The organism is Streptomyces sp. NBC_00310, from assembly GCF_036208085.1.
Taxonomy (GTDB): Bacteria; Actinomycetota; Actinomycetes; order Streptomycetales; family Streptomycetaceae; genus Streptomyces.
In genome coordinates this window covers 8,789,854-8,803,227 of sequence record NZ_CP130714.1, presented here as the reverse complement: position 1 = coordinate 8,803,227, position 13,374 = coordinate 8,789,854, and the positions used below count along the sequence as shown (strand labels likewise).

The window sequence follows — 13,374 nt, the reverse complement described above, 5'->3', positions numbered from 1 at the left end:
GAGTGTCCGCGCCGGGGCGCCCCGGCCGTCGAGCGGATTCGGCTCTTGCTCCCACGCTTGCCTCCATCGCTTACGGCTCACGCCTCATGCCCTGATGCCCTGATGCCCTGATGCTGCGGACGGTCCCGCTCATCTTAGGGACCCACGGGCATCTTATTTGACACCTGTCAGATTATCGCTAATCTGACAGGTGTCAGAGCGTTTCTCTCGCATGGAGAACCCCCATGACCGCACTCCACCCCACCCCCACGACCACCGAGCGGGCGACCGGCCTTCACGCCGGGGACCCGCTCGCCGACGCCGTCGTCGCCGAGCTGGACCTCCTCGGCGCCCCGGCGCAGAGGGCCCTCGACGTCGGCCTCCGGGGCGGCCTGGCGAGCCTGCACGAACCGGCGCCGGAGGCCGTCGCCGCACTGCTGAGGCAGCTGGAGTCCACCCCTCCCGGGGTGGACCCGCTGATGGCGCACCGGGGCGACGTCGTGAGCCTGTCCGTGCCTCCGCTGTGGTTCGGGCTCTGCTCGATCACCGGCACACTCGCCCACACCTACGCGTCCCCGGCCGTGGCGGGTCGCCTCGTCCGAGCGGGCAGTCCGGCGGTGATGGCCCCGCGCCGACTCGCCGGGACCGGGGTCTGGGCACGCCAGACCATGCGACCGGGAGGGCTGCTGCGCGGCGCCCCCGGCTACCTGGCCACCGTTCAGCTGCGGCTGCTCCACGCCCGGATACGCCTCACGGCGTTCGAGCGCGAGGGGGGAGCGGCCGAGGGCGGCGCGTCCGCCTGGAACACCTTCGCCCGGCGGCGCACCCCGACCGGCCAGGACGACCTGGCCCGTACGTGGCTCGGCCTCACCCTCGTGTCCTTCCGGGCCCTGGCCGCCGTCGGGATCGAGATCGACCCCGACGAGGAGCACTCCCTCTACCGCTACTGGTCGTACGTCGCCCATCTGCTCGGCCTGGACGAGACCCTCTACGGGAACGTGCTCGACCACACCGACGCCGAGCGCCTCCGGGCCCTGCTGGACGCGAGGACGGCCGCGCCCGACGACAACTCACGCGCGCTGACCACCGCCATGGTCGACGCACAGGCCCGCGCGATGGCCGGGGCGCCGGGTGCCGTCCTGTCCGAGGAACATCTGCGCTACCTCATCCACAGCGTGCTCCGGCAGTCCTTCGGGGACGAGACGGCGGACCTGCTGGGCGTCCCCGTCCCCGCCGCGACCCATCTGATGCCGCTGATCGGCAAGCTCAACCGCCAGTCCCGGTACTGGCAGACGTTCTCCCCGGCCTCCTCGGGAGAGGCCCGCCGCCGAGCCCTCGACGGCCCCGGCCCCGAACTGATCGCCGCCGTGCTCCCCGTCGGCACCGCCACCGGCCACCGGAGCCGGGAAGCCGAGCGGTCCGGAGCCCCGGCGGCCTGACCTGCTTGCCCCGCCTGACCCGCCTGACCCGACTGCCCTGCCTGACCCGCCCTTCTCCTGCGCTCGCGGCTTCTCTCTCACCGCTTCGTCTCTCACCGCTTCCTCTCGCGCGGATTCCTCTCGCGCGGATTCGTCTCGCGCGGATTCGTCTCGCGCGGATTCGTCTCGCGCGGCGTTTCTCCCACCTCGTGACGAGCTCCACCGACGCAGCCGTCCCGCCTCGCACCACCGCCCCTCTCTCTTCTGTTGATCACTTCCTCCGGAGTTTCGTCATGCCTCGAACCGCCACCGACACGCCGACCGGCGCGTCCCCCGCGTCCCCCACGTCCCCCCTGCCGACCGCCGGTCCGCCACATCGCCATCGCTGGTGGATCCTCGCCGTCATCGGGCTGGCGCAGCTGATGGTCGTGCTGGACGCGACGATCGTGAACATCGCGCTGCCCTCGGCCCAGCAGGATCTGGGCTTCTCGGACGGCGACCGGCAGTGGGTCGTCACCGCCTACGCCCTCGCCTTCGGCAGCCTGCTGTTGCTCGGCGGCCGGATAGCCGACCTGTTCGGCCGCAAGCTGACCTTCCTGGTCGGGCTGGTGGGCTTCGCCGGCGCCTCGGCCGTCGGCGGGGCGGCCGGCAGCTTCGAGATGCTCGTGGCCGCACGGGCCGGGCAGGGTGTGTTCGGGGCGCTGCTGACCACGACGTTCACCGACCCCAGGGAACGCGGCAAGGCCTTCGGCGTCTACGGCGCGATCGCGGGGGCCGGCGGCGCCGTCGGCCTGCTGCTGGGCGGCGTACTGACCGAGCACCTCGACTGGCGCTGGACCTTGTACGTCAACCTCGTCTTCGCCGCCGTCGCGTTCGTCGGCGGGGTGATCCTGCTCGGCCGCGGCAGCCGCGACAAGACCGCCAGGATCGACGTGCCCGGTGCCGTCCTGGTCTCCGCCGGGCTGTTCTGTCTGGTCTACGGGTTCTCCAACGCCGAGAGCCACGACTGGAGTTCGCCGGCGACCTGGGGCTTCCTGCTCGCCGGGACCGTCCTGCTCGTCGCGTTCACGGTGTGGCAGACCCGCTCCCCGCATCCGCTGCTGCCCCTGCGTGTCCTGCTCGACCGGAACCGCGGCGCGTCGTTCGTCTCCGTCCTGATCATCGGCGCGGGCATGTTCGGTGTCTTCCTCTTCCTCACCTACTACCTGCAGCAGAGCCTCGGCTACACGCCCATCGAGACCGGGCTGGCCTTCCTGCCCATGATCACCGGGCTGATGCTGACCTCGACGCTGGCCTCCACGATGCTCATCCCGCGCATCGGTCCCAAGCCTGTGGTCCCGCTGGGCATGGGCATCGCCGCCGCCGCGATGGCCTGGCTGACCGCCCTCGACCTGAACAGCTCCTACACCACCGACATCATGCCGCCGCTGGTCCTCGCCGGACTCGGCTTCGGCCTGATCATGGCCCCGGCCATGAGCCTGGCCACCGACGGTGTCGCCACCGAGGACGCCGGGGTCGCCTCCGCCGCCGTCAACACGATGCAGCAGGTCGGCGGCTCCCTCGGCACGGCTCTCCTCAACACGCTCTCCACCAGCGCCGCCGCGGACTACCTGGTCGGCCGGAACCCGAAGGACCCCGCCGTCGTCGCCCAGGCGGGCCTGGAGGCCTACTCCACCGCGTACCTGTGGTCCGCCGTCTTCTTCGCCGCCGGCGTGGTCGTGAGCTTCCTGCTCTACCGGCGCGGCGCCCCCGTCCACGACCCCGACGCCGCCCCGGTGGTGCACATGTGAGGTGAGGGCTCCCGAAGCCTCGTCGGGGCGCCTCCCCCTTCCGCCCCGACGTCCCCGAAGCGGCCCGCCGGACATCCGGCGGGCCGCTTCACGCCGCCGGGTCGGCTGGTTCCTCACGGCCTTCCAGGCGGAGCCGGTGGCGTTCCGCGAGGCACAGCGCCGAGCGGCCGCACGGGCCCGTAACCACACGGTCGGCGGGCGGCCGTGCCCGTGGCTAGAGGGCGGCCGGTGCCGGGAACGCGGCGGTCGCGGAGTCGTTCAGTTCGGCCCAGACCGTCTTGCCGTGGCGGGCTCGGCGGGTTCCCCAGTGGTCGGCGAGCTGCGCGACCAGGAGGAGGCCTCGGCCGCCCTCGTCGAAGACACGTGCGCGGCGCAGGTGCGGGGTGGTGCCGCCGGAGTCGGAGACCTTGCACATGAGGGTGCGGTCGTGGATGAGGCGCAGCCGGACGGGGGGCCGGCCGTAGCGGATGGCGTTGGTGACGAGTTCGCTGACCACCAGCTCGGCGGTGAACTCCAGCTCCTCCAGGCCCCAGTCGCTCAGCTGCCGGGTGACGTACGCCCTGGCCCGCGCGACGGCGGCGGGGTCGGCCTCCAGCTCCCAGGTGGCGACCTGGCCCGCGCCGAGGGCACGGGTCCGGGCCAGGAGCAGGGCGACGTCGTCGGGTGGCCTGGCGGGCAGCAGGGCTTCGAGTACGGCGTCGCAGGTGGCCTCCAGGGTGGGGGCGGGGCGGGCGAGGGCGTCGCGGAGCCGGGCCAGGCCCGCGCCGATGTCGTGGTCCCGGGCCTCGATCAGACCGTCGGTGTAGAGGGCGAGCAGACTGCCTTCGGGCAGTTCGAACTCCACCGCCTCGAACGGCAGCCCGCCCAGGCCGAGCGGCGGCCCGGGGGGCAGCTCCAGGAAGTCGACGGTGCCGTCCCGGGTCACCACGGCGGGCAGCACATGACCGGCGCGGGCGAGGGCGCAGCGGCGCGAGACGGGGTCGTACACGGCGTAGAGGCAGGTGGCGCCGATGTCCCCGGCGCCTTCGGCCGCCCCGGGGGCGGAGGGCCCGGCGTCCGGGCCCGGGACGGCCCCGGCCTCGTCGTCCGCGCCGCTCTCCTCGACCTCGGCGGCCAGGCGGATCACGACGTCGTCCAGGTGCGTGAGGAGTTCGTCGGGTGGCAGGTCGATGTCGGCGAGGGTGCGTACGGCGGTCCTGAGACGGCCCATCGTGGCGGCGGCGTGGACGCCGTGGCCCACGACGTCGCCCACGACGAGGGCGACCCTGGCACCGGAGAGCGGGATGACGTCGTACCAGTCGCCGCCCACGCCGCCCTGGGCGTCGGCGGGGAGGTAGCGGAAGGCGACGTCGACGGCGGACTGCCTCGGGGTGCGGCGCGGGAGCAGGCTGCGTTGCAGGGTGAGCGCGGTGGCGCGGGCGTGCGTGTAGCGGCGGGCGTTGTCGACGGCGACCGCCGCCCTCGCCGCGATCTCCTGGGCGAGCAGCAGATCCTCGTCGTCGAACGCGTCGGGGGTACGGTCCCGGCAGAACTGCGCGACGCCGAGCGTGGCCCCCCGCGCCCGCAACGGCACCACCAGCGTGGAGTGCACCGGACGGGCACGGCCGACACGACCACCGTTCACGGCCCGGCCGCCACCGGCACCGCCACCGCCAACCCCGGCATCTGCGCCGTCGTCGGCCCGCCCGGCGATCTCGGCACTCGCCGCGCTCGCCGGACTCCCGGCCCTCCCGCCACCGCCCTCTTCGATCCAGCCGCCGCGTCCGCCCCGGCCGTCGCCCCCGGCACACCCGCCGGCCGGGGACTCCGAGGCCCAGTGCGGTCCCCGGCGTCCGCCGTCGAGACGGTGCCTGGTCGGCCGGCCCGTCGTCAGGGCGCGGGAGGGCGGGGAGTCGGGCGGGAAGGTGTGCGGCTGCCGACGGGCGGGCGCCCGGCCGGGGTGGGCGGCCGACCGCTGGGCGACCCGGTGGAGCACGGGTGACGCGGGAAGCGGGTCGTCGGGCGGGGTGGCGTGGGAGTTGAGCGCGGAGTCGAGCAGGTCGACGGTGACGAGGTCGGCGAAGTGCTCGGCGGCGAAGTCGGCCAGTTCCTGGGTGGTGCGGACGATGTCCAGGGTCGTGCCGATGCGCATGCTCGCCTCGTTCACCATCGACAGCCGCCACCGCAGCCGCCGGTCCCGTTCCTCCTCGTACGCCACGACGCCCTGCTCGGAGGTGCGGTCCACGTATCCGGTCGCCGCCCTGATCAGGCGACGCGCGGCCTCGCTGACCAGGGGCGCGTCGTCGGTGCGGCGTGGCATCTCCTCGAGCAGACGGTCGAGGACGACGCCCTGTCCGAGGCGGAAGGCCCGCAGCACCGCGCTGACGGGGATGCCGTGCCGGGCCAGGCGGCGTACGCGCGCGAGTTCGGCGGACGGCACCTCGATGCTGCCCGGGTCGACGCCGTACTGGAGGGCGGAGAGCACCCCCACGACGTGCTCGGCGACGTTCTTTGAGGCCATGGCGTCGGGGTGTTCCCACAGTTCGGGCATCTCGCGGCGCAGGCAGCGTTCCACCTCGGCGGTCAGCTCGTCCGCCCTGGGGACGAGCTCACGCGCGACACGGGACACGAGCCCGCCAGCCGTGGAGTCCACAGTCACGACGTTACGCCGAACCACGTCGGACGTCCTACCGCGAGCCCGCCCGGTCCGCCGAACCCTGGAAGACCCGGTTCAGATGGTGTTCCAGGACCTCCGTCGCGGCCTCCTGGCCGCGCTGGCCGACGAGGACGCTGGTGCCGAGCCCGGCGGACATGGCCAGCAGACCGATCGCCTCCAGTCGGGGGTCCGCGCCCGGCCACAGCAGGTCCTCGTCCCGCGCCCGCCGCAGGAGACCGGTCAGGGCGTCCTCGGCTGCGTCGGGCCGCCTGATGAAGGGCTGGGCCGCGAGGGAGGGGTCGGTCATGGAGAGGACGGCGTAGGAGGTGTAGAGCTGGTGGAACGTGCGGCTCTCCTCGTCCGTCGGCAGTGCCGCCATGAGCAGGGCCTCGACCGTCGCTCGGGGGCCGGTGCCGGTGCCCGTGCCGTCCCCGGCGGCCCGGAGTCGGTCGGCGACCCGTTCCCCGAACCGCTCGGCCAGCAACTCCAGCCCGAAGAGCAACAGCTTCTCCTTGGTCTCGAAGTAGTACTGCACGAGCCGCAGGGAGACGCCCGCCTCCGCCGCCACGTCGCGCATCCCCACGGCGTGCAGCCCTTGTCGCCCGGCGACCCTGACGAGCGCCTCGGCGATCTCGGTACGCCGCTGGGTGTGGTCCACGCGTCTGGGCATCGACCCGTTCTCCGCTCGTCTCATGGTCTTCGTCGTCCTCGTCGGCGAGGAGCCTTGATGGTACATCCGTACCAACATCATGGTACGCTCGTATCACGAAACCGAGACCTCGGAGGTGGACGTGTCCCCGACCGTTGCCAGCAACCGTGCCGACGTCGGCCGCTATGTGAGCGACGCCTTGCGCGACCGCCACTTCGCAGCCTGCGAGGCGGTGTACGCGCTGGGCGCGACCGCTCGCGAGGAACAGGACGTGAACACCTCGTTCGGCACCACGCACGTGTACCGCTACGGCCCGGCCGACCCGAGGGCCCGGTCAAGGACCCCCGTCGTCCTGATTCACGGAGCGGGCTCCTGCTCCGCCATGTGGTACCCGAACACCCCCGCCCTCAGCGCCGAGCGAACCGTCTACGCCCTCGACACCCCGGGCGACCCCGGCCGGAGTGTCCCCCGCGCCCCGATCCACCGGCCCGAGGACGCCGCCCGCTGGCTGGACGAGACGCTCGCCGGGCTCGGGCTCGACCGCGTCCATCTGGTCGGCGCCTCCTACGGCGGCTGGCTCGCCCTGAACCAGGCGCACCGCGCCCCCGGCCGCCTCGCCTCGGTCACGCTCCTCGACCCCGGCGGGCTGGAGAAGGTGGGGCTGCGCTTCTTCGTGTGGATCTTCGCCAGCCTCTTCGCGACCTTCGCGCCCAAGGCGCTGCGCCCGCGTCTGGCGGCCTGGCTGGAGCAGCCGGTCCTCGTCGTGCCCGAGCTGCGCACGATGATCAGAACGGCCGTCCGCGCCTACCGCATCCGCCGCCCCGCTCCCCTGCCCCTCACCGACGAGGAACTGTCCACCGTCCGCACCCCTCTCTACCTGGCGCTCGGCCGACGCAGCCTCCTCGTGCACCCCCGGCGACAGGTGGAGCGGGTGCCGCGCCTGATACCGGGGGCCCGGGCGGAGATCTTCTCCGACACCGGCCACGGACCGTGGATGGACCACGCGGAGCAGGTGAACCGTCGGATGCTGGAGTTCATGGCCTCCGTCGACGCACGGAACGGGCACGACCCAGCCGTCTGATCAGGGGTGCACGCCGTCCGGCGCCCTGGTCAGGGGTGCACGCCGTCCGGCGCCCTGGTCAGGAGTGCACGCCGTCCGGCGCCCTGGTCACGGGTACACGCCGCCCTGGTCAGGGGTGCACGCCCTCCGGCGCCCTGGTCACGGGTACACGCCGCCCTGGTCAGGGGTGCGCGTCGGCGCCGTCAGCCGATCGCGGCGCCGTAGACATGGTCGACCGTGAGGGTGATGAGGACCCGGCGGTCGGAGACCATCACCGCGCGGTACTCGTCCCAGTCCGGGTGCTCCCCGGCGGCGGCCCGGTAGTAGTCCACCAGGGCCTGGACCTCCGGGCCCTCGGGGTCGGTGCCCGGTCCGGTGAGGCGGACGGTCCCCTCGGCGGTGGCCCAGGACCTGCCGTCGGGGCTGGTCACCTCGAGAGCGGCGCGCGGGTCCCGGCGCAGGTTGGCGGTCTTCGCGGTCGCCTCGGTGGTGGAGACGCGGATGACTCCGGCCTCCTCGTCATAGAAGGGCATGACGGGGGACAGCTGGGGGCGGCCGTCCGACTTGAGGGTGGCGAGGACGCCGAGCCGGCTCTTCGCCAGCAGTGCACGCGGGTTGAACGGTGTCACGGTCATACGAGCATCATCGCCCTTCCCATCGGCATGAAGGTCGAGAACGACACGAGGAGCGGGAGCGGCCGGGGACGGGGGCGATGAGCGGGGAAGGGGAACGGGCGTGCCGCTCGGGGGTGGAGCCGACGGCCCGCCGTCCCGGAGCAGCCGCCGCGGTACCACGAGGCTCGCGGGGCTGCCGAAGCCCACACGCGACGCCGGTGGCTACCGCGACTCCACCGCTCGCACCCGGCGCCGCGCGAGCAGCAGCCCGGCCGACACCAGGGCCGAGGCGATGCCCAGCAGTCCGACGGCGGCGGCCAGGCCGCCCGCCGCCGCGGCGACGCCGAGCAGCACGAGCGGGCAGACGAACTCTCCGGCGAAGAACGCCGCCGTCCACAGCCCGGTGCCGCGGCCCCGGTCGGCGTAGTCCAGCCGGGACATCGCCACGGTGAGGAGCGAGGGCAGCAGGATGCCGGTGCCGACGCAGTTGAGGATGCCGCCCGCGATCAGCAGCACGGGGTTGCCGGCCAGGCCCATCACCACGAACCCGGCGGCGCACAGGGCGAGCACGGCGGGCAGCCGGCTCTCGGGGGTGCCCGGCAGTCTGGTGAAGGCGAGGGAACCGGCCACGGTGGCGGCGCTGGCGAGCGCGGTGGCCAGACCGATGACACCGGTGGACGTCACGCCCAAGTCGTCGAGCAGGTACGCCGTTTCCACGGGCACGGTGTAGAAGACCATGCCGCCGAAGACGGTCAGTACGCAGATGCCGGCCAGCCTTCGCAGCGGGAACGGCCGCACCTGGGACGGGAGTTCGGCGACTCCGGCGGCCGTGGCCGCGCCGGTGGCCCCGTCGCGCTCCTCGGTCACGCCGGTTCCGGGGGCCGCGTCGGTCCCGCCCGGGCGCGGCCTGGGCAGCGCGGCCGCCATCACGGGCGCGAGCAGCAGCCCGACGGCGTAGAGCCAGAAGGGTGCGCGCCAGCCCGCCGAGCCGACCGCGCCGCCGATGACGAAGAACGCGGTCGCGGAGGCGGAGGCGCACACGGTCTGCAGGGCGAGGTAGCGCTCCCGCGTCCGGCCCGTGTAGTAGTCGCCGATCAGCGTGGTGCAGCAGGTCATGATGGCGCCCTCCACGACGCCGACCAGGACCCGGCTGGCGACGATCGCGCCGAGCGAGTCCAGCCACAGGGGCGCGGTGCCGAAGACCGCGTACAGCGCGGTGGCGACGACGAGCAGGCGTTTGCGCCCGAGCCGGTCGACGAGGACCCCGGCGAAGGGTGCCAGCAGGGCGAGTGCGAGCGCCGGAACGGTCAGGACGACGGGGACGAGGACCTCGGCGCCGGCCACCGACGCGAAGTGATCCTGCATCCTGGGCAGCACGGGGGCGATGAGGACGGCGCCGAGCACCGGCAGACAGCTGCCGGCCATGAGGAGCGCGGCACGCCCCTTGCCGCCGCCATGGGGCACGGCGCCGGAGGCGGAAGCGGGCGGAGACGCGGGCAGGGACAGAGATTCGGGCATACGGGAACTCCACGAGCGGTGGCGGAAGAGTGCGGGGCCGTACCGTCGCCGTGGCCGTCACCACGCCGCGGGGCACCGGCGCACCCGGGGGAAACGCCCCCGAAGCCCGAGCGGCGGGCATCGGGGAACTGCCCCGACTATGAGCCAGGCCGCGTCCCTCGCCTAGCCTCCAGGTGATCGAAGTACCGGATAACGCCCATCCGCCCGATGGATGCCGAGCTCCGCCAGGGCCGAAGAAGGCCTGCTCGGCAGCCCTCCGGTCCGCTCCGCGCGGGAGCGGCCGACGCGAGGGAAGACGCAGCCCTTCCCGGAGGCGGCACGGCCTACCTCGTGTCAGACGCGGGCGGCTCGGCGGAGGCCGATGCGGCCGGGGCGGCGGAATCCATCGCTCCCTCGGCATCCATCGCTCCCTCAAGATCCTCCGCTCCCTCAGGATCCTCCGCTCCCTCGGAATCCTCCGCCCCGTCGGAGACCGCCGCGGCTCCCGGCCCCGTCCGCGCATCCGGTTCCCCCGCCGCCGCGCCCACCGCCGCCCCCACGCGCGCCGCTGTTTCCCGGAGCCAGATGTGGGCCGCGTCGTGGGTGTGGACCGGGTGCCACCAGAGGGCCTCCTGGAGCGGCACCGTCTCGTACGGCGCCTTCATGACGCGCACGGGGGCGACGTCGCGGAGGCGTTCGGCGAGGAGTTGCTGGACGAGGGCGATGCGGCGGGTGCCGGCGACGAGGAAGGGCAGCACGGTGAAGCTGTCGGCGGAGACCTCGACCCGGGGTTCGATGCCGAGCATGCCGAGCTGCCGTACGGCGGGGGCGTCGTACGTGCGCTGGTACGTCACCCAGGGCAGCCGGGTCAGGTCGTCCCGGGTGAGGCTCTCGCCGACCTCGGGGTTGTCCTCGGCGACGAGGAAGACCCACTGGTCCTGGTAGAGCCCGGTGGCGGGGAAGTCGCTGATGATGCCGTGCGGGATGAGCAGCCCGTCGGTCGTGCTGAGCAGGGTGCCGAGCCCCTCGACGAGCCCGGGCGGCGTCTGCGTGAAGCGCAGCCGGATGCCCGGCGCCTCCTGGTGGATCACCCGGGCGAGCTCGGCGCCGAAGACGGCCACCGCGTAGTCGGAGGCGACCAGAGTGAACTCACGGGACTCCACCGCCGGATCGAAGTCGGCCTGGCTGGTGAACAGGCGTTCCAGCAGGTCACAGGCGGTCGAGGTGCGGGTGAGGAGGACCTGGCCGAGGGCGGTCAGCTCGTAGTGGCCGCCGACGCGGGAGAGCAGGTCGTCGTCGAAGTGACGCCGCAGCCGGGCGAGGGCGGCGCTCATCGCGGGCTGGCTCAGCCCTACCCGGCGGCCGGCCCGGGTGACGTTGCGCTCCTCCAGGAGTGCGCGCAGGGCGACGACGAGGTTGAGGTCGAGGCTGGCCAGGTTCACGGTGCGCTCCCGCGTGCGAAGGCTGCGGCATAAACAGGGTGGATGATCCGCATCCACAGAATCGATTTCCCAGATTACGAGATGCCGGGCCAGATTAGTCGCATCGCAACGAGGAGGACACGTTCGTGAAACCCCCAGCCGCGTCCGCCGCCTTCGCCGGACCCTTCGCCCTCGGCACCGTCTCAGCCCTCGACGGGGCTCCCTTCCCCACCCTGGTCACGCCGGACCGCCGCGCGCTCGACCTGCGGCGGGCCCTGGCCGCCCCGGACCTGACGATCCGCACCCTCCTGGAGCGCTGGGACGAACTGCTCCCCCGCCTCCACGAGTTGGCGGCGACAGCGTCCCCTGACGCCTCCCCGGACGCGTCCCCGGACGCCACCTCGAACGCCTCCCCGGACACCGTCTCGAACGCCTCCTCGGACGCCTGGCAGCCGCTCGACGGGCTGCGGGTGCACGCACCCGTCGAGCCCCGCCAGATCTTCCAGTCCGGCGCCAACTACCGGCAGCACGTCATCGACCTGGAGGTCGCCCACCGCTCGCCCGACGACCCCCGCTCGGTCGCGGAGGCGCGGGCGGAGATCGCCGCGGTGATGGACCGCCGGGCGGCCGAGGACCTGCCGTACGTGTTCATCGGTCTGCCGAGCGCGATCACGGGCCCCTACGACGATGTCGTCCTGCCCTCCTGGGCCGAACAGCCCGACTGGGAACTGGAGTTGGCGGCCGTGATCTCCCGGCCCGCCTACCGGGTGTCCGTCGAGGAGGCCATGGACCACGTCGCCGGCTACACGATCGCCAACGACCTCACCGACCGGGCCACCGTCTTCCGCCGGGACATGAAGGCGATCGGCACCGACTGGCTGCGCAGCAAGAACGCGCCCGGGTTCACCCCGCTCGGCCCGTGGATCGTGCCGGCTGGTTCGGTCGCGGACTCCGGCGACCTGCGGGTCACGTTGAAGCTGAACGGCGAGACCATGCAGGACGAGTCCACCAAGGACATGCTCTTCGGGGTGGCGCGACTCGTGTCGTACGCCTCGCGGACGGCCCGACTCCTGCCGGGTGACCTGGTGTTGACGGGCTCCCCGGCCGGCAACGGCATGCACTGGGGACGGCTGCTGCGGGGCGGCGACGTGATGGACGGCTCGATCACGGGGCTGGGCGCCCAGCGCACCCGCTGTGTCGCCGAGGAGTCCGCGTCATGACCTCTCCCACCTCCTCCGCCTCCCCCTCCTCCTCCGCCTCCCCCTCCTCCTCCGCCTCCCCCTCCTCCTCCGCCTTCCCCCACGACCGTGCGGACCCCGAGGGCGCGATCGCCGCCACCGCCAAGTCGGTCTCCAACTGGGGGCGTTGGGGAGAGGACGACGCACTGGGCACGCTCAACTTCCTCGACGAGGCCAAGCGGCGGGAGGGCGCGGCCCTCGTGCGGCGCGGGGTGAGTTTCTCGCTCTCGCAGAGCTTCGACATGAACGGCCCGCAGAAGGGCTGGCGGCGCCGGACCAACCCGGTGCACACCATGCTCGACACGGGCACGGACGCGGCACTGGGCAATCAGGGCTTCCCGCACGGGATCGGCGGCGCCGACGACGTGATCGCGATGCCCTTGCAGTGCTCCACCCAGTGGGACGGCCTCGGGCACATCTTCGACCACGGCAACGCCTGGAACGGGCGGCGGGCCGAGAAGGTCGTCACCTCCGACGGCGACCTCGTCACCGGCATCGAGCACATGGCGCCGTACGTGGCCGGGCGCGGCGTCCTCCTCGACGTGGGCCGAGTGATCGGCGAGGAGGGCGAGTTGCCCGACGGGTTCGCCGTCACCGAGGAGCATCTGACGGCGACCGCCGAGGCCCACGGGGTGACTGTGGGACGCGGTGACATCGTCGTCGTACGGACCGGGCGGCTGGCCCGCGCCCGGCGCGAGGGCTGGGGCGACTACGCGGGCGGCGACGCTCCGGGACTGTCGTTCACCACGGCCGGCTGGCTGCACCGCACCGAGATCGCGGCGATCGCCACCGACACCTGGGGCTTCGAGGTACGGCCGAACGAGTTCGAGCACGCCTTCCAGCCGCTGCACCAGATCGCCATCCCCCACCTCGGGCTGCTCATCGGCGAGATGTGGGACCCGGACGCCCTCGCGGACGACTGCGCGGCGGACGGCGTGTACGAGTTCTGGCTCACCGCCGCACCCCTGCCCATCACCGGAGCCGTCGGCTCCCCGGTCAACCCGATCGCCGTCAAATAACCCCCTGCCCCTCCCTCCACCCCTCCCCCTGCTCACACCACCACTCGCCGTCAA

10 protein-coding genes are annotated in these 13,374 nt (G+C 73.1%); 5 read left to right on the top strand and 5 right to left on the bottom strand.

Annotated elements, in window-relative coordinates; all coding sequences use genetic code 11:
* Window positions 1-224: 224 nt before the first annotated feature.
* Window positions 225-1,418, top strand: coding sequence for an oxygenase MpaB family protein (locus tag OG202_RS38465; protein ID WP_328224274.1), 1,194 nt, complete (start codon window positions 225-227; stop codon window positions 1,416-1,418).
* Window positions 1,419-1,690: 272 nt separating this feature from the next.
* The gene (locus OG202_RS38460; RefSeq protein WP_328224272.1) at window positions 1,691-3,187 is read left to right on the top strand and encodes an MFS transporter; all 1,497 of its coding nucleotides are present in this window, start codon (window positions 1,691-1,693) and stop codon (window positions 3,185-3,187) included.
* A gap of 214 nt (window positions 3,188-3,401) precedes the next feature.
* Here OG202_RS38460 and OG202_RS38455 read toward each other — a convergent pair whose 3' ends face one another.
* Both OG202_RS38455 and OG202_RS38450 read right to left on the bottom strand, forming a co-directional pair.
* Entirely contained in the window at window positions 3,402-5,819 is a 2,418-nt protein-coding gene (locus OG202_RS38455) for a SpoIIE family protein phosphatase (RefSeq protein WP_328224271.1), read from the bottom strand.
* A gap of 34 nt (window positions 5,820-5,853) precedes the next feature.
* Complete coding sequence (locus OG202_RS38450) at window positions 5,854-6,492, bottom strand: TetR/AcrR family transcriptional regulator (protein WP_327727218.1); 639 nt, start codon at window positions 6,490-6,492, stop codon at window positions 5,854-5,856.
* Window positions 6,493-6,571: 79 nt separating this feature from the next.
* On the opposite strand from OG202_RS38450, the gene OG202_RS38445 reads away from it, so the two are divergent.
* Window positions 6,572-7,552 (top strand): alpha/beta fold hydrolase, encoded by a 981-nt coding sequence (locus OG202_RS38445; RefSeq protein ID WP_405895617.1) that lies wholly within the window; start codon window positions 6,572-6,574, stop codon window positions 7,550-7,552.
* 182 nt (window positions 7,553-7,734) lie between these two features.
* Here the strand turns inward: OG202_RS38445 and OG202_RS38440 are convergent, their stop codons facing one another.
* The 3 genes from OG202_RS38440 to OG202_RS38430 form a co-directional block, all read right to left on the bottom strand.
* Window positions 7,735-8,166: a PPOX class F420-dependent oxidoreductase gene (locus OG202_RS38440; protein ID WP_326575351.1), complete on the bottom strand. Its 432-nt coding sequence runs from the start codon at window positions 8,164-8,166 to the stop codon at window positions 7,735-7,737.
* A gap of 201 nt (window positions 8,167-8,367) precedes the next feature.
* Window positions 8,368-9,663 carry an MFS transporter gene (locus tag OG202_RS38435; RefSeq protein ID WP_443052329.1) on the bottom strand — a complete coding sequence of 432 codons (1,296 nt, stop codon included), beginning with the start codon at window positions 9,661-9,663 and terminating at the stop codon, window positions 8,368-8,370.
* Between the two features lie 323 nt (window positions 9,664-9,986).
* Entirely contained in the window at window positions 9,987-11,084 is a 1,098-nt protein-coding gene (locus OG202_RS38430; protein WP_328224270.1) for a LysR family transcriptional regulator, read from the bottom strand.
* Between the two features lie 125 nt (window positions 11,085-11,209).
* Here OG202_RS38430 and OG202_RS38425 point away from each other — a divergent pair, with 125 nt between their 5' ends.
* The gene (locus tag OG202_RS38425) at window positions 11,210-12,283 is read left to right on the top strand and encodes a fumarylacetoacetate hydrolase family protein (protein ID WP_328224269.1); all 1,074 of its coding nucleotides are present in this window, start codon (window positions 11,210-11,212) and stop codon (window positions 12,281-12,283) included.
* On the top strand, window positions 12,280-13,320 hold the full coding sequence (locus OG202_RS38420) for a cyclase family protein (protein ID WP_328224268.1): 1,041 nt from the start codon (window positions 12,280-12,282) through the stop codon (window positions 13,318-13,320). The genes OG202_RS38425 and OG202_RS38420 overlap by 4 nt, the downstream gene beginning before the upstream one ends.
* The last annotated feature ends 54 nt before the right edge of the window (window positions 13,321-13,374 follow it).

Excerpts from the sequence above, each read along its gene's own strand:
- OG202_RS38465 (WP_328224274.1), top strand. The coding sequence starts at position 225 with ATGACCGCACTCCACCCCACCCCCACGACCACCGAGCGGGCGACCGGC.
- OG202_RS38460 (WP_328224272.1), top strand. The coding sequence starts at position 1,691 with ATGCCTCGAACCGCCACCGACACGCCGACCGGCGCGTCCCCCGCGTCC.
- OG202_RS38450 (WP_327727218.1), bottom strand. The coding sequence starts at position 6,492 with ATGCCCAGACGCGTGGACCACACCCAGCGGCGTACCGAGATCGCCGAG.
- OG202_RS38445 (WP_405895617.1), top strand. The coding sequence starts at position 6,572 with ATGGTACGCTCGTATCACGAAACCGAGACCTCGGAGGTGGACGTGTCC.
- OG202_RS38440 (WP_326575351.1), bottom strand. The coding sequence starts at position 8,166 with ATGACCGTGACACCGTTCAACCCGCGTGCACTGCTGGCGAAGAGCCGG.
- OG202_RS38435 (WP_443052329.1), bottom strand. The coding sequence starts at position 9,663 with ATGCCCGAATCTCTGTCCCTGCCCGCGTCTCCGCCCGCTTCCGCCTCC.
- OG202_RS38420 (WP_328224268.1), top strand. The coding sequence starts at position 12,280 with ATGACCTCTCCCACCTCCTCCGCCTCCCCCTCCTCCTCCGCCTCCCCC.